The sequence below is a fragment of the [Clostridium] aerotolerans DSM 5434 genome, from assembly GCF_000687555.1.
Lineage (GTDB): Bacteria > Bacillota > Clostridia > Lachnospirales > Lachnospiraceae > Lacrimispora > Lacrimispora aerotolerans.
Window position 1 is genome coordinate 139,975 of the sequence record NZ_JHWJ01000005.1, and the last position, 26,713, is coordinate 166,687.

Below are 26,713 nucleotides of genomic sequence, written 5' to 3' on the forward strand. Positions count from 1 at the left end.
CTGCATAGTATATTCCTATATGCGCATATAGATATAAGCAAGGAGGGGATAAAAATGGTAGAACTATTTAAAGCGTTGTCTGAAGAAAGCAGACTAAGAATACTTGCCTTGCTCATGGAACGGGAAATGTGCGTCTGTGAAATAGAAGCCATTCTTAATATGACACAGTCGAACGCCTCCAGACATTTATCGGCACTAAAGAGTAGCGGTATTTTAACCAGTTACAAAAAAGCACAGTGGACCTATTACCAGCTAAGTAGTCATTTTATAGAAAAAAATAAGGAGCTATGGATCTATTTACAAATAAATTTAAAAGAGATTCCAAGCTATCAAGAGGATTATAGGAATAGCTTAGCTGTAAAAGTGAGAAATCTTTGTTCTTGCCAAAGCAATTCACACTAAAGCTGTTTTGTTAAGGAAGATTATAATATTTATCAGTATCGCTTAAAATTTGATATATGAAGGAGGAAGCTCATGAGTTCAAATTCAGCAGTTAATAAACCAAAGGTGGCCTTTGTATGCGTACATAATTCCTGCCGAAGTCAGATGGCAGAAGCATTAGGAAAGCGTTTCGCAAGTGATGTATTTGAAAGCTATTCCGCAGGAACCGAATTAAAGGACCGTATTAATCAGGATGCAGTACGTTTAATAAAGCAAAAGTACAACATTAATATGGAGGAAACACAGAAAATCAAGCTGCTAGAAGACATCCCAAGTCCCGATGTGGTCATTACAATGGGATGCAACGTAAAGTGCCCAGTTCTACCTTGTAAATTAAGAGAAGATTGGGGCTTAGAAGATCCATCCGGGAAAAACGATGAAAATTTCTTTGAGATCATAAATCAAATTGAACACAACATATTGGATTTAAAAGAGCGCCTGGCAAATGGCTTATAGGCTCAGCAAAGTAATATTACAGTAAGGGAAAATACTTTATTATATAAATATAACAATTGAGTTGGAGGAAATATCATGATTAAAATGCAAATTTTTGAACCTGCAATGTGCTGCTCAACAGGATTATGTGGAGTGGGGGTGGATCCAGAACTTCTTAGGATATCCACCATCCTAAATACGCTTAAAAAAAGGGGATTTGTAGTTGAAAGGTTTAATCTTTCAAATTCACCTCAAGAGTTTATTAAAAATAAAGCTGTAAATGAATTTATCAATGCAAAGGGCGTGGATGAATTACCTATTATCGTAGCGAACGGAGAAATTGTGATAGCTGGCAGATATCCGACTAATGATGAGTTTTCAAGTATACTCGGCATTCCTGCAAATATATTGGAAGGAAGTTCAAAATCTTCAGGTAGCTGCGGATGTTCCGGGGGAAATTGTTGCTAATTAAGTTTCTGTAAAGAAATCAACTGTCTTGAGGGGCATATCTTATTTAACGGATTAAAAGGAATTACCAATAGATATGTCTTTCATTGTTGGCTATAACCGGAGGTTTTTAAATGGAAAATTTCACCCCGCAATTAATAGCGCTTACCAAATATCTATTCTTTACAGGAAAAGGTGGTGTCGGAAAGACATCTACTGCCTGCGCTACCGCTGTTAATCTTGCAGATAGCGGAAAAAAGGTGCTTTTAATCAGTACTGATCCTGCTTCAAATTTGCAGGATGTATTTAATACCGAACTTACTAACAAAGGTGTTGCCATCAATGATGTACCCAATCTTTTTGTGGCAAATTTAGATCCAATCCAGGCTGCGGCTGAATACCGAGAGAGTGTCATTGCTCCATATCGTAGAAAGTTACCAGAGGCTGTAATAAATAATATGAAGGAGCAGCTTTCGGGCTCTTGTACGGTTGAAATTGCAGCATTCAATGAATTTTCTAATTTTATTACAAATGAAACAATCCAGGAAGAGTATGATTATGTAATATTTGATACAGCCCCTACCGGACACACACTAAGAATGTTACAATTGCCTTCGGCATGGAGTAACTTTATTAGCGAAAGCACACATGGAGCTTCCTGTCTTGGTCAGCTTTCCGGATTGGAAAGTAAAAAGGATATCTATAAAAAAGCAGTAGAGACTCTTTCTAATAATGAATTAACAACATTATTACTTGTTACACGACCAGAATCAGCTCCGCTAAAGGAAGCAGAACGTGCATCGAAAGAACTTGCAGATATTGGCGTAAACAATCAGATTTTAATAATCAATGGTATAATGAATTCTTTTGATGATAATATTTCTGAAAGTTTGTATTATAAACAAAAAAATGCGTTAGAGGAGATATCGGAATCATTTAAACAGTTAAAATTTTATCAAATTCCACTTAGAGCTTATAATATAACTGGAATAGATAATATTAGGGCATTTCTGAATTCGGATAATTATTTACCATCTAATGAAATTGTGAGAGCGGAGAGTATATTACGGCTAGCAGATATTGTGAATGAATTATATCATAGCCAGAAAAAAGTTATTTTTACAATGGGAAAAGGGGGTGTCGGAAAAACTACAATCGCTGCGGCAATTGCTATGGGATTAGCCGAAAAAGGAGTAAAAGTACATCTTGCAACAACTGACCCAGCAGCTCATCTTAAACTGGTAATAGATGAAAGCCAGGGAATAACAATGAGTCATATTGATGAGCATGTAGAACTAAAAAAATACCAGGAGGAAGTTCTTGACAAGGCAAGAGAAACATTGTCTGATGAGGACATTGCCTATATTGAAGAAGATCTGCGTTCACCTTGTACTCAAGAAATTGCAGTTTTTCGCGCTTTTGCTCAAATAGTTGAAAGGGCAGAAAAGGAGATTGTTGTAATTGACACTGCACCAACAGGACATACCTTATTACTTCTGGATTCTACACAAAATTATCATCGGGAGATACAGCGATCTCAAGGTGACATTCCAGAATCAGTTAAAAAGCTTCTTCCTAAATTGCGTAACGATAATGAGACCGAAGTAATTATTGTTACACTCGCTGAGGCAACTCCAGTTTACGAAGCTTTGAGATTGGAAGAAGATTTGAAACGTGCTGATATTGCAACTAAATGGTGGATAATCAATTCCTCCATGTATCAGACAAAGACAACGAATCAATTGTTAGCTGCCAAAGCAAACAATGAGGTTGAATGGATTAATAGAGTGGATAACCATACAAACGGTAAATTTGCTGTAATAGGCTGGAGTCCTTATGATATTAAAGGAGATGAACTAAAAAATCTGTTCGCATAATTTTCAATATATTATTTCAATGTTTGCATATAATTAATTCAGTCCAGGCCTCAGTATTCAAAGAATGAGCATAGAGGCCTGGAGATATGTAGTAAAAATATGATATAGCAAAAGGGTATGACAATCGTTAGAAGCAATAGGGGTATTGGCACAAAGCGATTGTTAGGAACAATAGTAAATATGATTCAATTATTATTAGATAAAGCTATACATTTAACTATTCGCGAAAGTCTAGTTTAACGCATAGTTATAGGTAATTAATACATTTTATTAATTCCAATGCAATTTTATTATTCTTTGTTTGTTCTTTGAATGTCCGCTATTGATAACACTTTTACTACTCAACTATTAAATGCACTCTTTAAAATACCTCACTTAATTAAACTCATATACGTTTTCTTATTATACATCTCATAATACACTATATAAATACTTGTCTTATACATTATTTAAATTATATGATATAATATAAATTAACTACTTATTTACAAGAATAAATCTTCTAATTTCATGGATTAATCTTGCTAACAAACTTAAATTTAAATACATAAATGAAATGAGGTAAAAATGTGAGCGCCCCACTGTCCTATCATCAGCAAAAAGACATTGAAAATGTGAAGCATCTTCGTGAGCTAATCAAAGGGCTTCCCCGCTTCTGTGGAGATTTTTTTCGTGGTATAGAGCCGCGTACGTCCTCCCGGACAAGAATCGCATACGCCTACGATCTTAAGGTATTTTTTGATTTCCTAAAAAAAGAAAATCCGTCACTTTTCAAGTCTGACATTCAAAATATCACTTTGGATCACCTGGATAATCTTAAAGTGGTAGATATTGAAGAATATATGGAATATCTTAAATATCGTTTTAACGACAAAAACCAGGAAATAACCAATAAAGAACGAGGAATAATGAGGAAAATCTCATCTTTAAAAAGCTTCTATAATTATTATTACCGAAATGAACGTATTCAAAACAATCCGGCTGCTTTAGTACAACTCCCTAAACTACACGAAAAAGATATTATTCGGCTAGATGTTGATGAGGTTGCTCTCCTGCTTGATGAGGTAGAAAATGGAGAAGCCTTGACAGAAAAGCAAAAATCCTATCATGCCAAAACAAAAATCAGAGATCTTGCTTTGTTGACGCTGCTTCTAGGTACCGGAATCCGAGTGTCGGAATGTGTTGGTCTTGATATAGACGATATTGATTTTAAAAATGGGGGCATACGAATTGTTAGAAAAGGCGGAAAAGAAGTCATGGTCTATTTCGGAACTGAGGTAGAGGATGCTCTGTATGAATATCTAATAGAACGTAATAAGACAATTGCTGAGGAAGGCCATGATAAGGCGCTCTTTCTATCCCTACAAAAAAAGCGCATTGCTGTTCGAAGTGTGGAGAATCTGGTAAAAAAATATGCTAAATCGGTGACTCCTCTAAAGAAAATCACGCCCCATAAACTTCGAAGCACATATGGAACCAGTCTTTATAAAGAAACGGGTGATATTTATCTTGTGGCGGATGTACTTGGCCATTCAGACGTAAATACAACTAAAAAGCATTATGCTGCATTGGAGGATGAGCGACGAAGAAGCGCAAGAAATAAAGTGAAATTAAGAGAGTCGTAATGTACTTAATTCCGGTAAATAATAAGTAAATAAAGTTTTAAATGATAATATCACAAAAGGGAGTGGTCTAACACAGACCGCTCCTCTTCTATTGCATAATAGCAAAAAAATCTGTCTTACCAATTAATCTTCTTTATTTAGATGGTTTTCACTTATATAAGTTAATAAGATCCTTCACAAATATTTCTTCATGTGTAAATTGAATTTTATTATTGCTTAAAAATCCATCCATTGATTGGATTGTTTTTTCGATAATAGATATTTTCCATTTTTTGCTAAAATCTTTTTTGAAACTAATATAAATTTCATTTTTTAATGGTTCATATACGATTGAACACCGAGTATTCTCCTGACTAGTTTTACTTAAAATTTCAAAGGCTTCATTTATTCCAAAGCTATGAATATTATTATGAATATATTCATGAGCACAAATATATCTATCAGCACCTATGCCATATACTTTATTATAATTTGCTTCTTTAAAATCCCCATTTGGAAAATTAGTCATAATAATAAAATCATTATGGCTAAGACTTACTATGTTTGTATCATTTCCTTCTTCTAAAATAAATGCATCACCAGTTTTATCAGCGATAATAGTATGTAGCCCTAAATCCGGGAATAATGGATTTCTAGGATACGAGATTACTCTCTTTTTAAGAATTTTAAAAAATTCAGATGTTTTTCTTGTTTTCTTTAGCGCTTCATCAAAAATATCAAAGGCAAACCAATCATTAACGTCACAACTTGATTTAAAACCCTGACTATATTCTACTGCTTGAGTACAGATAAAAAGACCTTCACTATTAAAACCAGCAATATCCCTGTATTTGTCATCTAATAAGCCTGAAAAGTAAAATAAGTTCATATCATTATAACTACTTACTTTTAGTTTTAAATCAATATCATCAGCATCGAAATTCATACCATAAATAGCTTTTTCTTGACTGTATACAGCAAAACTTGTGCACATTTTGGAACCTCCTTTTAATATATAATTTTGTCATATAGTATACTTAGAGTATTTAGAGAATCAATTAGCTATCTTACCATTGGAATCACCACTTTCTTAAACTTCCATCCACATGATATCATCAGACATCTCCATGGTTCAACCTACAACATTTTTCAGAATAAATAATGCGCTACTTAAGCTTATTTTGGTTAAAGCTATATTGACCGAATTTATATGTGCCACAATATAGTTACCTCTCCTACTAGTCGTTTAAATAGAGATGTATATAAATACAAGTAAGCTAAGTATTTTAAGAGGAGTGGTCTGTATTAGACCACTCCTCTTCCATCCTTTCAAAGATAAATCAATACAAGCAAATATCTTCTATGACCTACAACTGACATACTTTATGCGGATTTAAGATATTCTTTGGATCAAAAGCCTGTTTAATTCCGCTCATAATTTCAACCGTAGCCGGATCCAGCGCTTTCATAAGATAGGACTTTTTCGCGTAACCAATGCCGTGTTCTCCTGATACCTGACCACTTAGTTCTCTGGCTTTTCCATAAATCTTATCCATGGCTGCTTTCATTTTTTCTTCCCATTCTTCTTCACTTAGTTCATCTTTTAAGATATAAGCATGGAGGTTGCCGTCTCCAGCGTGGCCGAAGCTTTTAATACGGATATTGACTTCTTTGTATAATCCATGGATATATTCCACCATTTCATTCACGGAACTTCTGGGGACTACGACATCGACTTCATCCATAAAAGAAGTCGAACCTTTGATGGCTTCCAGAAAAGCACCTCTGGCTTTCCATATAGAATCTTCTCTTTCCGTGGTGTCAGACACTAAAATATCAATGGCTCCCTGCTCTATACAGATTTTGGCTACGCTTTCATAGTCTTTTTCAATTTCTTCCGTTGAGTTACCATCAAATTTAAGCAGCAGATAGGCATCTGCACTGTTATCAGGAAATTTTTTGCCCAGGTATTCTTCTGCATCCATTATAACTTCTCTCTGCATGAATTCAATTGCAGTGGGAATCGCTCTGGATTTGATAATCAGAGGCACGGTACCAATTGCCTGTTCCAGAGTTGGAAATGGAATCAGTAAACTGATTGCTTTCTTTGGCAAAGGAAGAATCTTTAAGGTTGCCTTGGTAATAATACCAAGAGTTCCTTCTGAACCTACCATCAGATCCTTCATGGCGTATCCGGTACTATTCTTTACTACCTTACCGCCAAAATCCACAATCTTGCCATTGGGCAGTACAACTTCAAGCCCTCTTACATAATCTCTGGTTACACCGTATTTAACGGCTCTCATACCACCGGCATTGGTACTGATATTTCCTCCGATGGTGGCAGATTTTTCACCTGGATCAGGAGGGTAAAATAAACCTCTCTCCTCCACATAGGCGGCCAGCTCCATAAGCAGAACTCCCGGTTCCACTGTGATGGTAAGATTATCTTCATCGAGTTCCAGAAAGTGGTTCATTAGGCTGGTATCCAGCATGATACCATGTTCGATTGCAACAGAAGCTCCTACCAGACCTGTGCCAGAACCTCTGGGGGTAACAGGTATTGTGTTCTCATAGGCATATTTCAAAATAAGAGAGACTTCTTCCGTGGATTTAACCTTTACCACCAAATCCGGATAGCTGATCGTGTCGCTTAGTTCATCATGGCTGTATTCTTCGTTAATATCTTCGCCCATGAGAATTCTCTCATTATCCTTGATGATACTTTGTATGTAATTAATATCTTCCAATTCCAACTTTTTATAATTCATTATAATAACCCTGCCTTTCTCATAGCTTTAAAATCTTAAGCCACAGGTACAATTTTGTATATCGCATTTCACGTTTCACGCTAATACTATTCTGAGTTTAACAACACTTAAGCGCTAATAAACTTACCAGCCTTGATCTGGCTGATGATTTCCGGCAGAATTTCGTACAGATCTCCAACCAGGCAATAATGAGCTGTTTTAAAAATTGGTGCATTCTCATCTTTGTTAATGGCAATGATCTGATCCGCATTATTCATACCTGCCGTAAACTGGACGGAACCGGATACCCCGCAGGTAATGATCAGCTTCGGTCTTACGGTACGGCCACTTAAGCCTACCTGACATTTGGCTTCCAGCCACCCTGCTTCCATGACCGGACGTGTGCAGGCAAGCTGACCACCCAGTATATCCGCAAGCTCTCTTAGCATGTCAAGGTCCTCTTCTTTTTTAACACCTCTGCCGGCGACTACCAGTACATCGGCGGCTTCTATAAACTGTTCTTTTTCCTTTGCAATGATATCTAATACCGTTACCTTACTGCCCAGTTCCTTTGAATCAATCACACAGTTAATAATTTCACCGAGTTCCTCTTCTTTTCTTTCAGGTGCATCCATAACTTTATAGCGTACAGTAGCCATCTGAGGTCTGTGATTAGGCGTTAATATCTGTGCCATAATGTTTCCGCCAAAAGCAGGTCTTATTTGAACAAGATCCGTGTTCTCATTTATGTCCAGAATCGTACAGTCAGCAGTTAATCCCGTTTTTAATCTGGCTGCCAGTCTTGGTGCCAACTGTCTGCCTACCGGAGTTGCTCCTATTAAGATAGCCGTAGGCTTAATATGTTCAACAAAATCTTCAAAAGCTCTGGTATATGGCTCCATCTTGAAGCGGTCCAATTCTTCCTTATCATAAACAAATACCTTATCCACTTCATAATGTAAAAGTTCTTCACATTGTTTTTGTATATGATGTCCCATCATTATGGCATATACCGGGTGATTGATTTTTGCTGCCAGTTCCTTTGCTTTTCCGATTAGCTCATAGGTTACGGGATGAATCACTCCATCAATATGATCTACATAAACGGCAATTCCCTTCCATTGATCCTTGTCAATGGCTTCAACAGCTTCCTCTACATATTCAACAGCACCTGCCGGGCCTTTTTTTACGCAGAGCTTACACATTTTACAGGCGGCGTTGATCTGAATCATATTGTCTTTCTCTTCAATAGCACCAAAGGGGCAGATACTGATCAGCTCCTGTTTATTTCCTACCTTTTCCTGGTTTACGATTAACTTAGCCATATCTATCCTCCTTAGGCAAATTTTAGTTCCTTTAATTTATGCAATAACTGTTCAGCCAGCTCTTTACCATCTCCATTCCACACTTCTCTGTGGTTATTTACCTGAGGAGGGAATATTTTCTGCACTTGTGTGGGGGAACCATTTAAGCCATAGTTTTTCTCTTCCTTATCTTCCATATCGGCAAGAGTAATAACTTTTATTTCCCTGTCCTTTGTCTCCTGTTTTCTGATATAGGAAGGAAGCCTTGGAATGAATATGTCTTTATCCACCGCCAGCAGACAGGGATATTGTATTTCTGCTACTTCTATGTCTTCTGTCATATCCATTTCCACTACTAATGAGCTTTCTTTTTGTTCAACGATCCGGGAAACATTGGACAGACTGGGAATGCCCAGCCATTCCGCCACTTCTGGTCCTACCTGAGCGGTATCTCCATCTGTGGTCTGTTTTCCACAGAGGATCAGGTCAAATTCTCCACTTTGTCTGATTCCCTGAGAAAGAGTATAGCTGGTTGCCAGTACATCGGCTCCGCCAAACTTACGGTCAGATATCAGCACTCCGTTATCTGCTCCCATGGCAAAGGCTTCTTTGATGATTCCAACTGCCTGCCCAGGTCCCATGGTAATTACCGTAATACTGCCAGCGGTTTTTTCCCGGATTCGCAGTGCGGTTTCTAATGCATATAAATCATAAGGATTCATTTTGGATTCTACTCCATTTCGCTTCAACACGCCGGTAACCGGATCTACTTCCACCTTATTGCTGTCTGGTACCTGCTTAATGCATACTAAAATATTCATTTAGAACTCCTTTCCTTCCCTTTTAAGGATTACTGTGGCAATGATAATTCAAATCAAAACCTACAGCAAAAATACTTTATCGTTTTTTATTATCGCAAATTTTATTCCCAGGATATTATGACAACATCCTCGAACCTGCATATGTAATAACCCCGACTATAATTATAAAAATGATGAAACATTTGATGGTTCCCTTTAATAACATATTTTCCTTGCCCTCAAGATTTACGGCCGCGACTGCAATCGCGATACTTTGAGGTGAAATCATTTTGGCAATCACCGCACCGGCTGTATTAGACGCTGTAATCCAGGCCTGGTTAAGTCCCAATGCTGCAGACGTTTCTGCCTGTAATCCCCCAAATAATACACTGGCAGATGTTCCGCTTCCGGTTACAAAGGTTCCGATGGCACCAAGGAAGGGTGCGAAAAAGGGATAGAAGGAACCCGTATAAGTTACAAATACCAGTGAGATGGAGGCAATCATTCCGCTGTATCCCATTAATTTTGCTGTTGCCATAATGGCAATAATGGTGATGACCGTCTTCATCATCTGAAGAATCGTTTTCTTAAGGATTACAATCATTTCTTTCATATTCAATCCCTGAATGTTACCTCCGATAAAGGCAGATAAAAGAATCCACAAACCAGGAGTTGCAAGCCAGGAAAAGGTAAATGTGCCCCCACCATTTCCCTGATAAATACTCACTGAAGTTTTTATGGATTCCAGCATTCTATTTAAGGGACCTGCCAATTTAGATGTTGCTAGAAGAAATACAAAAATCAGGATGAAGGGACTCCAGGCAACCAAGGCTTGCTTCACTGTTATTTTAACTTCTTCTCTGCCCTCCAGACGGTACTTTTCTTCCACCTCGCCTTTTCCAATGACACTAGCGGCCAAAACCGTGGCAGCCATGGAACAAACCGATCCAATTACGACGGGAAGCTCCGCCCCTAAATATCTTGCCACCAAATATTCAGGAATCAAAAAGGAAATTCCTGAAATGAATGTGATTAAAGTGATTCCTTTTAAAGATTTTTTTGACTTTCCTGTAAGAAATACTAATACAAACGGTGTTAAGATAATCAGTAAAGCTAACATAATTACGGTATTGGTGGAAAGATCAATCACATGAATGCCTGTTACTTTAGCCAGCGTGGTGGTGGGAATACCAATAGAACCAAAGGCGGTGGGTGTTGCATTCGCAATCAGGCAGACGATTGCTGCAAATGCTGGCGGAAAGCCGAGGCCCAATAACATACTGGCCGGAATGGCAACCGCTGTTCCAAAGCCCGCCATACCTTCCATAAAGCCACCAAAGCCCCATGCTATAATAAGTACTAACACTCTTTTGTCTTGCGTCACATTTGCCAGCATTTTTTTGATTATTTCCATCTTTCCGGTGGCAACACAGACGTTGTAAGTAAATATTGCGGCAATTATAACAATGATAATTGGCCATAAAGCAAGTGCGGCCCCTTCCGCAACTGCACCCAGGCTGTCAATAAAAGGCATCTTCCATACGAACACGGAAAGTACGTATGCAATTGCCAAAGCAATGATACATGCTTTAAATCCTGGGATTTTAATAGCTGTCAGAGCAATGATCAGCCAGATAATAGGTAACAGTGCCAAAACAAATTCGAAAATTTTCTCCATAGCTTCTCCATTCTGTGGTCTTTGAGGAGCCTCATGGAATTCTGCCGATTCTCATTGCTCCTGAAATGAAATTTTCAATTGGTAGTACCAATTATCGTAAAAAAATAGATGTTGCAAAACAGATTTGTCTTACTACACCTATTTGCTACCACCCCATAAAATTGGTAGTACCACTTTGCAATTTAATTATAATGACGTATGTTATATATGTCAACATACGTCATTTTTTTAACAAGTATTTTGTTGATTTTCACTAATTTTCGTGTTTTTTGATCATTGTCAAATCTTTTTCTTTAATTTTTTGGTCAATAATACTAAAATGTTTGTTAATTGATTCATAAGCAAGATTTTTATCCCTGTTAATCAAACTTTCTAACATTCCATTATGGGCTTGTATAAGAATCTTTCTGCTGTCTTCCTGGCTTAAGATCTCTCTTCGCAGATCTACAATAAATTTATCCAGTATTTCTGAAAGAGCCTGAAGGATATTGATAATCAGAGTGTTCTTAGAGGCCAGGGCTATATTATAGTGCATCTTCTTGTCCAATACCACATTATTCGCTTCCGTCTCTCTCTCCAACTGTGATACGATCTTTACCAGGGTCTGAATTTCCTCATCGGTGATATGATCAATTGCCAGCATCAGTGCTTCCATCTCAAGCGCTCTCCTAAGCTCACTGACCTGCCTGTAATCGATCTGATTCAGCAGAAACAACATGGACAGGGATTCTACCAGATTATTCTCAAAGTTTCCTGTAAGGAAATTACCTGCACCCTGTTGACTTGAGATAACCCCCATAATATCAAGCGTACGAATCGCTTCCCTGACAGAATTGCGGCTGATTCCCAGTATCTCTGACAATTCTCTTTCCGCAGGCAGCTTTCCTCCTATACTCAATTCGCCATTGCGTATTTGTTTTTTTATATAATCTATCACTTTCATATATGACTTATTTTCTGTTCTATCCTCTTCCATAAATACCTCCTTGTATTTCAAATATCCAATTTTATTCAGGGCAATTTGTTTTTTCATTTACAATTTATAATCAAAACATATCCTGCTAGTTTGAATTCTTTGTAGTCGATATAACCTCTGGCTGTCTATAATTCTATCATAATTTATTTTATTTTCAACTATATGCGGTTCTTTCAAATGGTCTCCTACCAGATATGAATATATCAGAAACGCGGAGAGAGGCATTATTATATTGGAATTTATTAAGAATGCACTATCAAAAATTTATAGTAAGCGTATGTAAAAGAATTATTCTGATTACGTAGACAAACCGGCAATAGGATTCGCCTCCTATTGCCGGTTCATTATACTGATTTTTCAGTTTATATATGAAATTGTTAACCATGTTTCTTTAGCAAGAGATATCAAGCAATGAAACATATTGCTGTCCGCCGTGCATATCCCTCTCGTCGCGGCTTCCCTCAATTGGTACCCGGGGGAGGCTGATTTTAGCCACCTGAATATGTTCCAGACAGAAGATCTCAAGTTCCTCCGGTTTCACCTGAAATGACTTGGCAATAAACTCCCGCTCTCTTTCAAACGCAGCAGTAACACTCTTTGTATCTTCTACATTATTGCAAAAAGCATCAATGGTAAGCCAAAAAGGACCTGCATTTTTGCTGCGAATGTATTTTACAGTCTTTTCAATCGTATTCATCATGCACCTCCCCAAATTAGATATTCTCATAAGAAAAGCGAACCAGCTCCAACGGATCCTCCACGGACACGGTATGGTACAATTTGAATTCATAAATTGCGCCTCGTTCCATCTCCGCAGGTGAAAAAATAAAGGCATAAGAAGGCATTTGTTTTCCTTCAAACATATTGTAATGAAGCAGTAACGGATTAAATGCTTTGGTTATCTGAGTTGCCATTTCCTGGGTATCAGCGGTCACTGTCAGCATCATCAGTACCTCGTTTGGAACATAACCCTCCGGTACCTCCATTCCCGAAACACCGTTATAACCATAAGGACGCAGCCAGAAATGATAGCTGTCACTCGAAATGCCTGCCTTTTCCAGCTTTTCTATACCGGCTCTGGATACTGCATCCACCCATTTCATAGGATCCTGCATTACCTTTCGGTCACGAATGCCTGCCATGCTGACCGTCTGATATCCCACAGGACCAGAACCCTCTAACTTCAAGGTATAGGGAAAATACTCGATGGTTGTACCCTCTACCCGTACTTCTGTTTCAGACAGTTCTGTATAGATGGAATTTGCAGTATCAATTTGAATTCCTGGCTCTGTTAATTGAATCGGATTGGAATTCTCATAAATCAGATGTGCAGATACAGAATAGGCAGAAACCGTACTGCCTGGCTGCACGGCTTTGATTGTAAAGCCTTTTTCATCTACCTCCATAAATACCCCACCCTGCAGACCAGCGCTGGTGCAAACGCCGCCGCACTCAACGGTTTTGGCTGCGTGCCAGCAAGATGCAGGATCACAGCCTTTCATTAGGGGATATGCTGCTATTACGGCAGTATCGGTTGACCGGCCTCCAATGATGATTTCTGCGCCATTTTTAAAAGCCTCCTCATACGCCTCCGCACCAAGCAGCGCTACAATGGTGCTGCACTCATCAAACGTATTCTCTGATATTTCAGGAGCTCCATGTAATGCATTGATCTTTCCATCACAGTACTTCTGTTTTATCACGTTAGAATCCTGCTGGGAATAAATTCTGGCAATTTTTTTGTGGATTCCAGCTTCCTCACATATTTCCTTGATTAATTCGCAGGCAGTATCAACCCCCTCATCCGAACCGCAGGTTCCTGCTGAACCAATGGTCATGGGAATTCCCAGCTTGTGAGCACCTAATACCATGCGCTTTAAGTCTCGTTTGACATCACTGATAGAATATTTACCGTGACCTGATCCTAAATAATAAGGCCCTGAATCCGTGGAACCTGCGTCACTGGATATGATGTCTGGTTTCATGGCCAGACCTGCTTCAAATGCTTCTTCCGTACAATTTAAACCAACTGCGCCATATGGAACAAATACTTTTACATTTGCCATAGCTATCCCCTCCTGTACATCTGAATATCACTGGATTTTTTATAAAATCTTACGATCCGCTCAGTGATTACGATTCATCTTGACTTCATTATAAACACAGATTAAAATAATGTAAAATACCAATCATGACATTCATGCATAACATTGATGTTATGCTTTTGCTTACTATTTCTCAAAAACTATGTGGAGATACAACCATGATAAACGAAAAACAGATTTATTATTTACTGACCGTAGCCGAGGAACATAATATAACCGCAGCAGCTCAAAAGCTCTACATTTCTCAACCCGCACTGAGCCGTCTTATTCTTGATCTGGAGCATAGTCTTGGCACCTCATTGTTTATCCGTAATAGGGGCAATCTCCAGCCTACTAAAGCTGGAGAGGTCTATCTACGTGGATGTAAGGAGGTGTTGGCAATTTCAAGGTCTGTTACAAAAGAAATCTCTGATTTAAGCAACAGCCAAAGCGGGCAAATCACGTTAGGTCTTACTTCCCTGACTGGGGAATTTTTATTTCCAGCTATTTTAGATACCTTTGAGCAGAAATTTCCTAATGTTGAGTTATTACTGATTGAGGAACGTATGAGCGCTCTTTTAGAAACAGTTAAAAGCGGAAAAACAGATATGGCTTTTGTCTATCAGACGGAGGATCCTGAACTGGAGTATCGTCTATTCCTGGAAAATCCTATTTATCTACAAGTTCCGCCGTTCTTTCTGGAACATAAAACCTCATGGAAACCAGGCAGTCAAAACCCTTCCATAATGCCTGAATCACTTTCCGGTCAACCTATGATTCTACTAAAAAAAGGCCGGAGCATGCGTGAAGCGGCTGACCGATTCCTGATGCAATATCAAATTACTCCTGGTAAAGTCATTGAGACTGAAAATATTCACCTTGCCAGCAGCTTAGTAAGATTGAATAAGGGATTCACCTTTGTTCCCAGCATCGCCATGCATCATTTTTCTGTAAGTAATAACACCAATTACTACTGCCAGATCAAAGATTATCCTATGAAACGAAGCTTATATTGCTGCTATAGAAAACACGGATATTTAACTGCTGGAGAACAATTTTTAATCAATATGATACCAGAAATACTAGGTCATTTCTGATTCAGTTTTCCCCTTTAGAATTTCTTCCATAATTCTTAAGCTATCATTTTAATGAAAAAGGATTGAAATATATATTTTTATCCAATATAATAGCTATAATCAAAATAAGCATTAGCGTCCTAACTCAAAAGGTTTCGCGCTGATGCTTATTAAATATCTGCCTTTCTGCAGATAATAGTAACAAACAGAACATTTACATCAGGAAAGGAATTTGAAATGCAGGAATGGATTATTAATACGATGGATCAATACGGATACTTGGGGATTGCATTGCTGATAGCAATAGAAAACGTTTTTCCTCCCATCCCATCTGAATTGATTCTGACATTTGGCGGTTTTATGACAACTTACACATCCATGAATCGATGGATTGTTGTGCTGTTTGCTACCTTTGGCTCTGTCATTGGCGCATGTATCCTATACGGAGTGGGACTTTTGCTTCCCGTAGAAAAGCTGGAGCTGCTGGTTGACAGATGGGGACATATCCTGGGATTAAAAAGATCTGATATTAAACGAGCAGAAGGCTGGTTTGAGAAAAAGGGAACCTCAACCATCTTCTTTTGCCGTTTCATCCCACTTATACGCAGCCTGATTTCCATACCAGCAGGTATGGCCAAAATGCATATGGGGAAATTTCTCCTCTATACCACCATTGGTACCTTCATATGGAACATTGTGCTCGTGTTCCTGGGAGCATTCGCTGGGTCGAAATGGAACACCATTGTACATTACATGGATCTGTATTCCAATATTTCCGTCGCTATTATGGCGGTCATCGCAGTCGGTGTTCTTATCTGGTTTGTAAAGAAACGAAAAAAATCCATATAAAACAAAGGCAGAGACTTTATTTATGTCTCTGCCTTTGTTTTATATATTCGTATCTTTTTTTATTTAAAAATATGAATGCTACCCTCTTTATTCAGTTTGACCAAAATAGTTGCTATGATCGGCAACATGAACAGTCCTAAAATTCCCATCAGCTGTGCTCCTACGAACATTAAAATTAGAGTTACAATGGGGTGAAGTCCTATCTGCTGTCCTATGATTTTGGGTTCCAGTATCTGCCGAACTATTGTAATAAAGATGTATAAAACAATCATTCCGATTCCTACCCGGGTATCCCCCATGGAAAAGGCAATGATTGACCAGGGAATTAAAACAGCTCCAGTCCCCAAAATAGGGAGAACATCTATGATTGCGACAAGCAGTCCAATCAGAAATGGTGTAGGAATGCCTATAATAGAAAAGCCAAGAGATAATTCTATAAAAGTGATGGAAATGATCAGGGCATAGGCACGAATGAATTTGCCTAATGAGCCAATGACATTATCTTTTATATTCAGCATTATATTTCTGCGCTTGTCTCCAAACTGGCGTAACACAAAATTTCCGATCTTATAATAATCAATGGTGAAAAAGAAGGACGATACAATTGTAAAAATAACCTTTATTAACAATGTTGGAACCTGACCAGCCAAACCAGTGACCGTTGTCACTACCTTAGAGGATATATTGGAAAGATAGGTGAAAATTGATTGCCCAATGTTATTAATAAACTCATCCAGATACACCTTAATGACAGGAAACCGGTCAGACATCTGATCTGTAAAAGCAGAAAGCGCTGGCTGAAGCGTTTCCTTATAAAGCGAAGGAAGGTTATTAAATAATGAACTGATAAACTGAAAGAACCTTGCACCAATGAGGCTGATGACCAAGAACAAACAGGCATAAAATAAAATCAGAATTATAATTGAGGAAAAAGTCCGTTTGATACCCAACTTCTTTGTCAGCAGATCAATGGGCTTTCGAAATGTCATGGAGATAATTAATCCAATAACAAAGGGCATTAAAAGCGGAAAAACATATTTAACGCCTGCATATACCATGATTAATAAAATAAATGCAAATACACAGTGAATAATAAATGCTTTCTGTTTTTCTAAACTCATGAATTACAATACCTTTCTGATGGTCGCATGTAAATCTGGTACCTATAATTACCAGATTCCTTGGTTGTATTATATCGTTTATACGGACGGTGTCAAGCACTACGGCTAATCTTTGTCCGATATTGTTGAAAAACAGGGGCTACCGAAGGGTATGCATATAATCTTCTGCCTTATCCCAATTCACTACAAAGGAAGTCCCTTTTTGGCAGAAAACAGAACAGGAGGGATTCTTAACATCTGCATCCGCATTGTAATGATAAGAGGCCACGACTTCGTCCTGATTATGGCATATGTCATAATGAGAAAAATTCATAGTGATCCCTGCCCGTCCTCCTGTCATCATCAACAGCTCTTCTCCATAATTCATAAAAGAAGAGACTGGGCCGGTTCCCGTAACAACACATCTACCGTTTCCATCCATGACCGGAGCCTCATACACTCCGTAACGTCTTGTAATGTCATTTAAGAGCTTTCCAGCCAGGGTGTCGGGAATGGACAGGCTAAACCTGTAATAGGGCTCTAAAAGGAGATTATCCGCCTTCATCAGCCCCTGCCGGATTGCCCGATATACTGCCTCCCGGAAATCACCGCCTTCTGTATGCTTTATATGAGAGATACCATCAATCAAAACGATCTTAACGTCTGTCAGGGAAGAACCGGTTAAGATTCCTTTATGAACCGTCTCAAATACATGGGTACGTATCAGATTCTGATAATTGATCCCAAGCCTGTCAACATGACATTCGCTCTTAAAGGTAATGCCCTCCCCTCTGGACGCCGGCTCTATTCTAAGGGCTACTTCCGCATAATGTCTAAGAGGTTCAAAATGACCATAACCATATACTGGTTCTTTCACCGTTTCCATATATACAACCTCCGGATTCCCAAAGGTTACTGGAACCTGATATTTTCTTAAAACCGTTTCTTCTAAGATTTCCAGTTGGATCTTCCCCATAACGTTTACCTTAAGCTGCTGTAAGGATTCCTCCCACTCCGCTTTCAGAGATGGATCCTCCTCTTCAAGCATATGGAAGATGCGTAAAACCGTCTGATCAGGAATGTCAGGTGGATACTGAACTCTGGCCTGAAGGGCTGGATGAAGGTAAGGAATCTCTCCTGTATGGCAGGCGCCAAGTCCCTGGCCTGCAACTGTATTTATTAATCCGGTTACAGCAACCACATCACCAGCAGTTGCTTCCGCCACTGTAGTAAATTTCTCCCCTCTAAACAATCTGATCTGATGTATCTTCTCAGTCTCAGAAACAATATCACGTACCTTTACACTTCCGCTTAATACCTTAAGATAAGTCATGCGCTCCTGCTGTTCATCATAACGAATCTTAAACACTCTTCCTCTGAAAACGTCAGAGGTCTCGTAATTGGTCTTAGTAAGCTCATAAAATGCGGTAAGGAACTCATAAAGTCCGGCCCCTTTTAATGCACTTCCCCCAAAGCAGGGAAATAAGTGGCGCTTCTTAATCTGAGATAACAATGAGGGCTTCATATCTTCATAAGACATAGTTCCTTCCAGCCACTCATCCACAAGGCCTTCATCCAGTTCAGAAACATTATCTATGAGATCGTCCGTAAAGGTACCTTCCATTCCATTCTTAAAGTTCATGTCCTGGAAATCCAAAATGCGGTCTGACAGCTGGTTTTTAAGTTCTTTTACAATATGCTCATAAGAGGCTGTCGGGATATCCAGTTTATTGATAAACAGAAATACAGGAATCCCATATCGTTCCAGCAGCTTCCAAATAGTCTCTGTATGACCCTGAACCCCATCGGAACCGTTCACTACAAGGACAGCATAGTCCATAATTTCCAAAGTTCTCTCCATCTCAGCCGAAAAATCAACGTGCCCGGGAGTATCTACCAGGTAATAAGTATTGTCGTTATGTGTATAGCACGCCATATCAGAAAAAATCGTAATCCCTCTTGTTTTCTCTATCTCATCATGGTCCAGACAGGCCGTCTGAGAGTCTACCCGTCCCAATGTCCTGATCACCTTTTCCTCATATAAAATCTGTTCTGAAAAAGTAGTTTTACCAGCATCCACATGAGCCAGAATACCAAATGTGATTTTCATATAGGTTCAAATCCTTTAGTCATTAAAATTGCGCCAATCTACCAATATCAGGGGACGCTTTCTTTATTCTAATTTATTATTCCCATAAAATCAACGCAATTTAAAGCTCCTATCCTGCCATCGAAATAAAAATCAGGGGTTTTCCTCAGAGGTACAGTACATAACGGTCAAATAGTGCCCGCTGTGTATGATATCTTCCTTTAAACCATTCATGTTCTTCAACTCTTTTACATACTGTGCTACAGTCATTCCGCTGTTTTCACTATATTTTCCTGCAATGCTCCACAGACTGTCTCCCTGCTGGATCTCAATGCTGGTGTAGTACTTCTCTATAGCTGCCTGTTCAAGGGCCTGGGCAGAATCAAGTCCCGGAACGAAACCAAAGATACGGAATCCAAGAAATGAGAAAAATAACAGCACAATTATTTGTTTCATCATACGGATACCTCCTAAAAATAATCAGAACGCATGTTCTGTTTTAATAAGGCAATCATATCATTCCAAACATATGTTTGTCAATTCGTTTTGGCTTTTTTCGAACAAAGGTTTGCATTTTCTTCGAACATATGTTACTATAGGTTTAATGATAAAGATTTGAGGAGGCTGTGCGATGGCTCAGGAGAAGATCACACCCAAGCAACAGGAAATTTTGGAATATATAAAAGAGACGATATTAAAGAAGGGTTATCCCCCGGCAGTGAGGGAGATTTGTGAAGCGGTTCATTTAAAATCAACCTCTTCCGTTCATTCACACCTGGAGACATTGGAAGAAAAGGGCTACATACGAAGAGACCCAACCAAACCCAGAACCATTGAGATCATTGATGATTTTTTTAATCTGACCCGCAGAGAAGTGGTGAATGTACCGGTTCTTGGAACAGTAGCAGCCGGTCAGCCATTATATGCTGAGGAGAATATTGAGAATTACTATCCTATTCCTTCCGATTTACTTCCCAATGGGGAAACCTTTATGCTTAAGGTACGGGGAAACAGCATGATTAATGCTGGTATACTGGAAGGAGATCAAATTATTGTTGAGCATTGTCCTACTGCTGTTAACGGAGAGATTGTTGTTGCATTAGTAGATGATTCTGCTACAGTAAAACGTTTTTTCAAGGAAGATGGTCATTACCGCCTTCAGCCGGAGAACGATTCCATGGATCCGATTATTGTAGATCAAGTAGAGATTCTTGGAAAAGTAATCGGTCTGTTTCGTCTTGGAATTCATTAATAGACGGTTTAACGCCAGTAGAGATTATAAAGGATCGGCGATAGTTAACATAATTATTTTATGTCAACTATCGCCGTTTTTTTAATCCATTGATAGGACTGCAACAAAAAACGGCTAACAGGTTCTGTTAAGCCGTTTTCTACTCTCATCATATTATGATAATGTTTCTACATCAATGGTTTTTCCGTCTCTCCAGATTCTTTCCAGATCATAGAATAAACGGTTGTCACGATCAAATACATGAACGATAATATCGCCGTAATCCATGAGGATCCAATTGGCAGTGCGATATCCCTCCATCTGTTTGCAGACATAACCCTTTTTACCCAGTTCTTCTTCCACATTATCAACCATGGCCTGTACCTGGCTTGAATTTGTACCGCTGGCAATAATAAAATAATCTGCCATAACCGATACGTTACGGATATCAATGATTGTAATATCCTCACCCTTCTTATCAGACAACGCATTGTATGCGGTTTTTACCATTTCAACTGACTGATTCATCACAACTCTCCCTTCTTCATTTCATGGATCTTCTTATAATAATCATATGCCTGTACCGACATGGAATCCACAAAATAGCCTTTTCCCTCCAGATATTCCAGAGTGCCTTTCAGGATGATATAAACGCATTCATCCAAATCTATAAAAGCAACAGACCTTACGACAGGCAAATCTGCCGCCTTATCTCGTCTTGGTTCTATATAATCCGCTGTAAATACGATTTTTTCCAGTAAAGACATATCCGGCCTTCCGGTCGTATGCCACCGTATGGCATCTATAACTTCTTGATCCTCGATGCCATATTTATGCTCTGCAAGCCATGCACCGTATTTGGCATGAAGCACAACAGGAGCTTTTAATTCATCCGATGTTAAAAAGATATTCTGTTTCTCACATTTTTTAATAATATTTCCGTCACCGTAATATTTCGCACAGTCATGCAGCAGGCCGGCCAATTCAGACTGCTCTAAATCAGCACCATACCTCATCGCCAGCGCTGTACAGATAAATGATACGCTGATTGTATGCTCATACCTCTGAGGGCTAAGTTTTTCCTTTAAGTCATCTCTAAGATTTAAGATTATCTCTTTCATGCTTCTATCTCCTGATAAAGACCATGATCCTGAATATACTTATTAACCACCTTTGGCACATAAGGATCTATGGATTCGCCATTTGACACCATGCTCCGAAGCTCTGCAGAAGAGATATCCATTTCCTTGCAGTGCAGCATTCGAATATCTGCATCATATTTACGGCGAAGATAATCAATCTGTTGATCCAAAGACCTTTCCTTAACCTCATATTCCCTGGGAGCAGCCAGTATTACTGCCAGCTTTAACACCAGTTCCGGTTCATACCATTTCTCAATCTCATAAAGGGAATCAGCCCCAACAATAAAATAATAGGTATGTTCCGGATATGCCTCTGAAAGTAATTTTAAGGTCTGCGCTGTATAAGTATTCCCCTCTCGTGCAACTTCAAAATCAGAACACGAAAATCCTGGGTGATACTTCACCGCAGCAGCCGTCATGGCAAGGCGGAGTTTTGGTTCCGTTATCTGACGCCTTTTTTTGTGAGGCGGATGCCCGGATGGCATAAACCAGACTTCATCTAGACTGTATTCATCATACGCCTGTTCCCCAAGCATAAGATGACCATTATGAATCGGATCAAATGTTCCGCCCATAATTCCTATTTTCCCCATAATCTTCGACTCCCTCACTGGAACGTGATGCAGTTTTATTTGGGAAGTGCTATTTTTCGCTTTGCTTCCTCTTTTGCCTGCTTATAAAGGACAATGCGTCTTCCAATTACCTGTACAACCTCTGAATGGGTGCGCTCAGAAAGAACCTGAGCAATGCTTGAACCGTCATCCAGGCAATTCTTTAATACTGTGATCTTAATCAATTCTCTGGCTTCCAGCGCCTCTGCGATTGCATTGGTCAGTTCTGGAGTCAAGCTTGATTTTCCTATCTGGAAAATCGGATCTATATTCATCGCCAATCCTTTTAAATAGGATCTCTGCTTACTTGTCATATTATTCTCCTTACTTACTTGTAATAGTCAAATTCCAGACCATACATACGGACGGTATCACCCTCTTGGATTCCAGCTTGCTCAAGATCTTCTAAAATTCCATTTTCCTTTAAGAAGTTCTGGAAGAATCGGAAGCCTTTTTCCGTCTCTAAATTGGTATAACCCAGCATCTTATCAATTCTTGGGCCTTCCACCACATAAACACCATTTTCATCCACTTCAACCGTATAAGGAAGCTGCTTAATGGTCAGCCCCTTTAAGTCAAATTCTTTTTCGAAGACAATCGGACTTAAGTTCACGGTCTGAATAAGTTCATAAATGGCATATAACAGTTCTTTGACTCCCTTACCGCTTACGGCTGATATGGGGTATACTTTAACACCCTTAGGTTCAAACTCAGCTTTCAGCTTTGCTACAGGATCTTCACCATCATCATAAATAGCATCTGTTTTATTGGCAGCAATGATCTGCGGCCGTTCCAGAAGCTCTGAATTGTATGCGCCTAATTCCTTATTAATGGCATGGATGTCCGCAATGGGATCTCTTCCTTCTGTAGAAGCAGCATCCACTACATGAACAAGAACTCTGGTGCGTTCTATATGACGAAGGAAATCATGTCCAAGGCCAACGCCTTCGGAGGCTCCTTCAATGAGTCCAGGAATATCGGCCATTACAAAGCCCTTTCCTCCATCAATATCTACAACTCCAAGATGAGGATTTAAGGTTGTAAAATGATAATTAGCGATCTTAGGCTTGGCATTGCTTACTCTGGATAAAAGAGTAGACTTTCCAACGTTAGGGAAACCAACCAGACCTACATCTGCGATCACCTTAAGCTCAAGCTGTACCCAAAGCTCCTGAAAGGCCTGTCCCGGCTGAGCATACTTTGGTGCCTGCATGGTGGGAGTCGCAAAATTCATATTGCCCTTGCCGCCTCTTCCGCCTTTTAGTATCACTTCTCTGCGGTTTTCACCGGACATATCTGCAATTACTTTACCAGACTCAAATTCCTTAATAACGGTTCCTTCCGGAACTTTAATGATAAGGCTTTCCCCGTCTTTTCCGTGACATCTGCGTTTTCCACCAGATTCCCCGTCTTTTGCTGCATATTTTTGGATTTGGCGGAAATCACTTAAGGTATTAAGGCCCTCATCCACTACAAATATAATGTCACCGCCCCGGCCGCCATCACCACCGTCAGGTCCACCGCAAGGAACGTAAAGTTCTCTACGGAAACTGACATGGCCATCGCCACCTTTACCGGATCTGATATATATTTTTGCTCTATCGGCAAACATTCATTCACCTGTTCCCTTTCTGCTTTATTTAAAATTTAAGTTCTACCTCTTTCTAAAGAGGATAAGACTTAAACTGAACATTAGCACCAAACATACTGCCTGTCCTTTCTGACAGACAGAAAATACAGATAAGTAAAAGCATTATCTGTATCGCAAAAAACGGCTCCATACGTCAAGGTATGAAGCCGGTCCAATTATTCATTAATTGCTTTTGGATAAACAGAAACCTGCTTTTTGTCTCTGCCTTTTCTTTCAAATCTAACAACGCCATCCACTAAAGCGAATAATGTATCATCACCGCCGCGGCCTACGTTGATGCCTGGGTGGATATGTGTTCCACGCTGTCTGTAAAGAATATTGCCAGCTAATACGAACTGACCATCAGCTCTCTTGGCACCTAATCTCTTAGACTCGGAATCTCTGCCGTTCTTGGTAGAACCAACACCCTTTTTATGAGCGAACAATTGAAGGTTCATCTTTAACATAACTTACACCTCCTTAAAACAAATTTTGATATATGGTTCTCCATATTCCTCCTCAATATCCTGTAATCCGAATACGAGAGAGTTTATAAGGAGCTGCGACTCTGAACTGATATCTGAGGTAAACCGAAAACGAAAAGTACCTGACTCTTCCTCCTGATCTACTTCAAAAGAATCCTCTGTAAATTGCTCTACACTGTTAGACATATTAATCGTAAGAGCCGATACCGCAGCACAGACAAGTTCTTGCCCCTCCTGAGGATCGTCTTTCAGACCTGCATGTCCCAACATCTGAATTCCAGTATAATGCTGTTCTGAATCAACAAATACGGTTACACTTACCATAATTAAGCATTGATCTTTTCGATCTTAACCTGTGTATAAGACTGTCTATGACCATTTTTCTTATGGTATCCAGTTTTTCTCTTATACTTGTAAACAATAACCTTTTTAGCTTTGCCTTCCTTCACAACTGTACCTGTTACGGTAGCACCTGCTACGGTTGGGCTGCCAACGGATAATTCACCATTGTTTACTACAAGAACCTGGTCAAATGTGACAGCTTCGCCAGCGTCAACACCAAGTTTTTCTACCTTAATGATATCGCCTTCCGCTACTTTGTACTGCTTTCCACCTGTTGCAATAATCGCGTACATATGGCACCTCCTATTATCATTACTCGCCAACTTCGGTGTCCCATGAAACATGGAAGCTTACTAACCTCATTGTGCGGCATACTTAATTAATATAGCATTCTATAATACTTCTGTCAATATTATTTCTTGACTTTTCCAATTTTTATGCATGTATATAAAGAAATGGCTCTTTTCTTGAGGAAATGTGTCTTACCCTTGTCTTTCCATGAAACCCTTAGTATAATGAAATGTGTTTTAAATACGATTAAGGAGTTTTGTAATGAAAACAGATAAGTACAATCACATCTTTCTACGCTGCTGTTATGGGTATGCAGTCAGCGGGATGGCAGTTCTTGTTATTGGTGCCATATTGCCATCGATTATTACAGAAGCAGGAATCAGTTTTCTGGCGGCTGGAAGCCTTTTGTCAGGGATGGCAATCGGAAATTTAAGCGCCAGTTTTTTATTTCCGGTCCTGGTTTCCTGGTTGGGAAGAAAACGGGCGATCTTTTTTATCACTCTTTGCGCACCAGTTTGTCTTTTTATATTAAGTATTCTCCCACCATTTCCAATTATGTACGGTGTTATGCTGATTTACGGTCTGGTCCGCGGCAGTATAACGATTTTGAATAATTCTGCTGTCAACGATATATATGGAAGTAAAGCGACTGGAAAATTGAATCTTCTTCACTGTTTTTTTGCAGTGGGAGCATTCCTGGCACCATTTCTTACTGCTGTTTTAATGAAGCTGGGATTTAACTGGAGACATGTTCTCTACTTAATACTCATTCTCACAGCGGCGACTGCGGCACTTTATGGTACCATGGATGACACTCTTTTAAATGAGACTTCTAATGGCATAAATAAAGATAAAGGTAAGAAGGATTCTCAGGATAAGTCATTCTTAAAGTCATATTCCTTCTATGGAATCGCCTTTATCCTGTTTTTTTATCTGGGGCTTGAAAATTGTATCAATGGGTGGTTTGTTACTTACCTCCAGAATACAAATGTCATGAGTGCAACTTATGCCACAGCTCTTGTGTCCTTTACATGGCTAGTTATTATGGCTGGACGCTTAATCTGCGCTGCCCTTTCAAAGAAACTGGATAAGAGTACCATTATACTCATTCTTTCATTGGGAAGTGCCGCCTGTTTCTTCCTTTTAATATCTACGAAAAACCTGACTTTGATTACAGTGGCATTGCTGGGCCTTGGATTCTTTTTATCTGGAATCTATCCTACCTGCATTGCAAATGCCGGCCCTATGATTAAGGGCTCCACCCTTGGGATGTCTGTCTTAACTGCAATTTCAGCCATGGGAGGTATTATTACACCACAGATCATCGGTGGCATTGCTGACCGTATTGGTATTGTAGGTTCCATTGGGATATTGAATATAAATGTATTTATGGTAATTTTGTTAGCCTTCCTTAATTTCAGAAATCATCATAAGAAGATATAAGAGCCTTACCATTAGAAATGAGGATAAG

At 39.2% G+C, this 26,713-nt stretch carries 28 protein-coding genes; 9 read left to right on the plus strand and 19 right to left on the minus strand.

Annotation, left to right across the window (positions count from 1 at the left end; genetic code table 11):
* Positions 1-54 precede the first annotated feature (54 nt).
* From T546_RS23190 to T546_RS0109025, 5 genes are all read left to right on the plus strand, one after another.
* Complete coding sequence (locus tag T546_RS23190) at positions 55-402, plus strand: ArsR/SmtB family transcription factor (protein ID WP_051629695.1); 348 nt, start codon at positions 55-57, stop codon at positions 400-402.
* 72 nt (positions 403-474) lie between these two features.
* Positions 475-897, plus strand: a complete 423-nt coding sequence (locus tag T546_RS0109010; protein WP_026891324.1) for an arsenate reductase ArsC — start codon at positions 475-477, stop codon at positions 895-897.
* Positions 898-972: 75 nt separating this feature from the next.
* Positions 973-1,344 (plus strand): arsenite efflux transporter metallochaperone ArsD, encoded by a 372-nt coding sequence (arsD, locus tag T546_RS0109015; RefSeq protein ID WP_026891325.1) that lies wholly within the window; start codon positions 973-975, stop codon positions 1,342-1,344.
* Between the two features lie 113 nt (positions 1,345-1,457).
* Entirely contained in the window at positions 1,458-3,200 is a 1,743-nt protein-coding gene (gene arsA, locus T546_RS0109020; RefSeq protein ID WP_026891326.1) for an arsenical pump-driving ATPase, read from the plus strand.
* Between the two features lie 569 nt (positions 3,201-3,769).
* The gene (locus tag T546_RS0109025; RefSeq protein ID WP_026891327.1) at positions 3,770-4,825 is read left to right on the plus strand and encodes a tyrosine-type recombinase/integrase; all 1,056 of its coding nucleotides are present in this window, start codon (positions 3,770-3,772) and stop codon (positions 4,823-4,825) included.
* A gap of 148 nt (positions 4,826-4,973) precedes the next feature.
* Here the strand turns inward: T546_RS0109025 and T546_RS0109030 are convergent, their stop codons facing one another.
* The 8 genes from T546_RS0109030 to T546_RS0109065 all read right to left on the minus strand — a co-directional run bounded on the left by T546_RS0109030 (position 4,974) and on the right by T546_RS0109065 (position 14,378).
* A complete protein-coding gene (locus T546_RS0109030) occupies positions 4,974-5,798 on the minus strand; it encodes a linear amide C-N hydrolase (RefSeq protein WP_026891328.1) in 825 nt (274 codons plus the stop codon).
* A 373-nt stretch (positions 5,799-6,171) separates the two neighbouring features.
* Positions 6,172-7,575 carry an FAD-binding oxidoreductase gene (locus T546_RS0109035; RefSeq protein ID WP_026891329.1) on the minus strand — a complete coding sequence of 468 codons (1,404 nt, stop codon included), beginning with the start codon at positions 7,573-7,575 and terminating at the stop codon, positions 6,172-6,174.
* Between the two features lie 107 nt (positions 7,576-7,682).
* Positions 7,683-8,879 carry an electron transfer flavoprotein subunit alpha gene (locus tag T546_RS0109040; RefSeq protein WP_026891330.1) on the minus strand — a complete coding sequence of 399 codons (1,197 nt, stop codon included), beginning with the start codon at positions 8,877-8,879 and terminating at the stop codon, positions 7,683-7,685.
* 11 nt (positions 8,880-8,890) lie between these two features.
* Positions 8,891-9,679, minus strand: a complete 789-nt coding sequence (locus tag T546_RS0109045) for an electron transfer flavoprotein subunit beta/FixA family protein (RefSeq protein ID WP_026891331.1) — start codon at positions 9,677-9,679, stop codon at positions 8,891-8,893.
* A 115-nt stretch (positions 9,680-9,794) separates the two neighbouring features.
* A complete protein-coding gene (locus tag T546_RS0109050; protein ID WP_026891332.1) occupies positions 9,795-11,336 on the minus strand; it encodes an L-lactate permease in 1,542 nt (513 codons plus the stop codon).
* Positions 11,337-11,589: 253 nt separating this feature from the next.
* Positions 11,590-12,312, minus strand: coding sequence for a FadR/GntR family transcriptional regulator (locus T546_RS0109055; protein WP_026891333.1), 723 nt, complete (start codon positions 12,310-12,312; stop codon positions 11,590-11,592).
* Between the two features lie 391 nt (positions 12,313-12,703).
* On the minus strand, positions 12,704-13,009 hold the full coding sequence (locus T546_RS0109060; protein WP_026891334.1) for a DUF4387 family protein: 306 nt from the start codon (positions 13,007-13,009) through the stop codon (positions 12,704-12,706).
* A 16-nt stretch (positions 13,010-13,025) separates the two neighbouring features.
* On the minus strand, positions 13,026-14,378 hold the full coding sequence (locus T546_RS0109065; protein ID WP_026891335.1) for an acyclic terpene utilization AtuA family protein: 1,353 nt from the start codon (positions 14,376-14,378) through the stop codon (positions 13,026-13,028).
* A gap of 197 nt (positions 14,379-14,575) precedes the next feature.
* On the opposite strand from T546_RS0109065, the gene T546_RS0109070 reads away from it, so the two are divergent.
* Entirely contained in the window at positions 14,576-15,493 is a 918-nt protein-coding gene (locus tag T546_RS0109070; RefSeq protein ID WP_026891336.1) for a LysR family transcriptional regulator, read from the plus strand.
* A gap of 240 nt (positions 15,494-15,733) precedes the next feature.
* Positions 15,734-16,321: a DedA family protein gene (locus T546_RS0109075; protein ID WP_330371903.1), complete on the plus strand. Its 588-nt coding sequence runs from the start codon at positions 15,734-15,736 to the stop codon at positions 16,319-16,321.
* Between the two features lie 59 nt (positions 16,322-16,380).
* Here T546_RS0109075 and ytvI read toward each other — a convergent pair whose 3' ends face one another.
* The 3 genes from ytvI to T546_RS0109090 all read right to left on the minus strand — a co-directional run bounded on the left by ytvI (position 16,381) and on the right by T546_RS0109090 (position 19,969).
* A complete protein-coding gene (gene ytvI / locus T546_RS0109080; RefSeq protein WP_026891338.1) occupies positions 16,381-17,442 on the minus strand; it encodes a sporulation integral membrane protein YtvI in 1,062 nt (353 codons plus the stop codon).
* 139 nt (positions 17,443-17,581) lie between these two features.
* The gene (locus T546_RS0109085; RefSeq protein WP_026891339.1) at positions 17,582-19,531 is read right to left on the minus strand and encodes a GTP-binding protein; all 1,950 of its coding nucleotides are present in this window, start codon (positions 19,529-19,531) and stop codon (positions 17,582-17,584) included.
* Positions 19,532-19,663: 132 nt separating this feature from the next.
* The gene (locus T546_RS0109090) at positions 19,664-19,969 is read right to left on the minus strand and encodes a LysM peptidoglycan-binding domain-containing protein (RefSeq protein ID WP_026891340.1); all 306 of its coding nucleotides are present in this window, start codon (positions 19,967-19,969) and stop codon (positions 19,664-19,666) included.
* 172 nt (positions 19,970-20,141) lie between these two features.
* Between T546_RS0109090 and lexA the strand changes: the two genes are divergently transcribed.
* Positions 20,142-20,762, plus strand: a complete 621-nt coding sequence (lexA, locus tag T546_RS0109095) for a transcriptional repressor LexA (protein WP_026891341.1) — start codon at positions 20,142-20,144, stop codon at positions 20,760-20,762.
* A gap of 153 nt (positions 20,763-20,915) precedes the next feature.
* On the opposite strand, the gene rsfS is transcribed toward lexA, so the two are convergent.
* From rsfS to rplU, 8 genes are all read right to left on the minus strand, one after another.
* Complete coding sequence (gene rsfS / locus T546_RS0109100) at positions 20,916-21,269, minus strand: ribosome silencing factor (RefSeq protein WP_026891342.1); 354 nt, start codon at positions 21,267-21,269, stop codon at positions 20,916-20,918.
* Positions 21,269-21,862: a bis(5'-nucleosyl)-tetraphosphatase (symmetrical) YqeK gene (gene yqeK / locus T546_RS0109105; RefSeq protein WP_026891343.1), complete on the minus strand. Its 594-nt coding sequence runs from the start codon at positions 21,860-21,862 to the stop codon at positions 21,269-21,271. The genes rsfS and yqeK overlap by 1 nt, the downstream gene beginning before the upstream one ends.
* A complete protein-coding gene (nadD, locus tag T546_RS0109110; RefSeq protein ID WP_026891344.1) occupies positions 21,859-22,476 on the minus strand; it encodes a nicotinate-nucleotide adenylyltransferase in 618 nt (205 codons plus the stop codon). The genes yqeK and nadD overlap by 4 nt, the downstream gene beginning before the upstream one ends.
* A 35-nt stretch (positions 22,477-22,511) precedes the next feature.
* Positions 22,512-22,808 (minus strand): ribosome assembly RNA-binding protein YhbY, encoded by a 297-nt coding sequence (gene yhbY, locus T546_RS0109115; protein WP_024835878.1) that lies wholly within the window; start codon positions 22,806-22,808, stop codon positions 22,512-22,514.
* Positions 22,809-22,822: 14 nt separating this feature from the next.
* Entirely contained in the window at positions 22,823-24,106 is a 1,284-nt protein-coding gene (gene obgE, locus T546_RS0109120; RefSeq protein WP_026891345.1) for a GTPase ObgE, read from the minus strand.
* A gap of 194 nt (positions 24,107-24,300) precedes the next feature.
* Positions 24,301-24,591, minus strand: coding sequence for a 50S ribosomal protein L27 (rpmA, locus tag T546_RS0109125; protein WP_024835876.1), 291 nt, complete (start codon positions 24,589-24,591; stop codon positions 24,301-24,303).
* Between the two features lie 3 nt (positions 24,592-24,594).
* Complete coding sequence (locus T546_RS0109130; RefSeq protein ID WP_026891346.1) at positions 24,595-24,933, minus strand: ribosomal-processing cysteine protease Prp; 339 nt, start codon at positions 24,931-24,933, stop codon at positions 24,595-24,597.
* A 2-nt stretch (positions 24,934-24,935) separates the two neighbouring features.
* A complete protein-coding gene (gene rplU, locus T546_RS0109135) occupies positions 24,936-25,244 on the minus strand; it encodes a 50S ribosomal protein L21 (protein WP_024835874.1) in 309 nt (102 codons plus the stop codon).
* Between the two features lie 259 nt (positions 25,245-25,503).
* On the opposite strand from rplU, the gene T546_RS0109140 reads away from it, so the two are divergent.
* Complete coding sequence (locus T546_RS0109140; RefSeq protein ID WP_026891347.1) at positions 25,504-26,685, plus strand: MFS transporter; 1,182 nt, start codon at positions 25,504-25,506, stop codon at positions 26,683-26,685.
* The last annotated feature ends 28 nt before the right edge of the window (positions 26,686-26,713 follow it).

Coding starts and splice junctions, on each gene's coding strand:
- T546_RS0109140 (WP_026891347.1), top strand. CDS start 25,504: ATGAAAACAGATAAGTACAATCACATCTTTCTACGCTGCTGTTATGGG.
- yqeK (WP_026891343.1), bottom strand. CDS start 21,862: ATGAAAGAGATAATCTTAAATCTTAGAGATGACTTAAAGGAAAAACTT.
- T546_RS0109035 (WP_026891329.1), bottom strand. CDS start 7,575: ATGAATTATAAAAAGTTGGAATTGGAAGATATTAATTACATACAAAGT.
- yhbY (WP_024835878.1), bottom strand. CDS start 22,808: ATGACAAGTAAGCAGAGATCCTATTTAAAAGGATTGGCGATGAATATA.
- rplU (WP_024835874.1), bottom strand. CDS start 25,244: ATGTACGCGATTATTGCAACAGGTGGAAAGCAGTACAAAGTAGCGGAA.
- arsD (WP_026891325.1), top strand. CDS start 973: ATGATTAAAATGCAAATTTTTGAACCTGCAATGTGCTGCTCAACAGGA.
- T546_RS0109085 (WP_026891339.1), bottom strand. CDS start 19,531: ATGAAAATCACATTTGGTATTCTGGCTCATGTGGATGCTGGTAAAACT.
- lexA (WP_026891341.1), top strand. CDS start 20,142: ATGGCTCAGGAGAAGATCACACCCAAGCAACAGGAAATTTTGGAATAT.
- T546_RS0109130 (WP_026891346.1), bottom strand. CDS start 24,933: ATGGTAAGTGTAACCGTATTTGTTGATTCAGAACAGCATTATACTGGA.
- T546_RS0109090 (WP_026891340.1), bottom strand. CDS start 19,969: ATGATGAAACAAATAATTGTGCTGTTATTTTTCTCATTTCTTGGATTC.
- T546_RS0109060 (WP_026891334.1), bottom strand. CDS start 13,009: ATGAATACGATTGAAAAGACTGTAAAATACATTCGCAGCAAAAATGCA.
- obgE (WP_026891345.1), bottom strand. CDS start 24,106: ATGTTTGCCGATAGAGCAAAAATATATATCAGATCCGGTAAAGGTGGC.
- nadD (WP_026891344.1), bottom strand. CDS start 22,476: ATGGGGAAAATAGGAATTATGGGCGGAACATTTGATCCGATTCATAAT.
- arsA (WP_026891326.1), top strand. CDS start 1,458: ATGGAAAATTTCACCCCGCAATTAATAGCGCTTACCAAATATCTATTC.
- T546_RS0109050 (WP_026891332.1), bottom strand. CDS start 11,336: ATGGAGAAAATTTTCGAATTTGTTTTGGCACTGTTACCTATTATCTGG.
- rsfS (WP_026891342.1), bottom strand. CDS start 21,269: ATGAATCAGTCAGTTGAAATGGTAAAAACCGCATACAATGCGTTGTCT.
- T546_RS0109065 (WP_026891335.1), bottom strand. CDS start 14,378: ATGGCAAATGTAAAAGTATTTGTTCCATATGGCGCAGTTGGTTTAAAT.
- rpmA (WP_024835876.1), bottom strand. CDS start 24,591: ATGTTAAAGATGAACCTTCAATTGTTCGCTCATAAAAAGGGTGTTGGT.
- T546_RS0109075 (WP_330371903.1), top strand. CDS start 15,734: ATGGATCAATACGGATACTTGGGGATTGCATTGCTGATAGCAATAGAA.
- T546_RS0109040 (WP_026891330.1), bottom strand. CDS start 8,879: ATGGCTAAGTTAATCGTAAACCAGGAAAAGGTAGGAAATAAACAGGAG.
- ytvI (WP_026891338.1), bottom strand. CDS start 17,442: ATGAGTTTAGAAAAACAGAAAGCATTTATTATTCACTGTGTATTTGCA.
- T546_RS0109030 (WP_026891328.1), bottom strand. CDS start 5,798: ATGTGCACAAGTTTTGCTGTATACAGTCAAGAAAAAGCTATTTATGGT.
- T546_RS0109045 (WP_026891331.1), bottom strand. CDS start 9,679: ATGAATATTTTAGTATGCATTAAGCAGGTACCAGACAGCAATAAGGTG.
- T546_RS0109010 (WP_026891324.1), top strand. CDS start 475: ATGAGTTCAAATTCAGCAGTTAATAAACCAAAGGTGGCCTTTGTATGC.
- T546_RS0109055 (WP_026891333.1), bottom strand. CDS start 12,312: ATGGAAGAGGATAGAACAGAAAATAAGTCATATATGAAAGTGATAGAT.
- T546_RS23190 (WP_051629695.1), top strand. CDS start 55: ATGGTAGAACTATTTAAAGCGTTGTCTGAAGAAAGCAGACTAAGAATA.
- T546_RS0109070 (WP_026891336.1), top strand. CDS start 14,576: ATGATAAACGAAAAACAGATTTATTATTTACTGACCGTAGCCGAGGAA.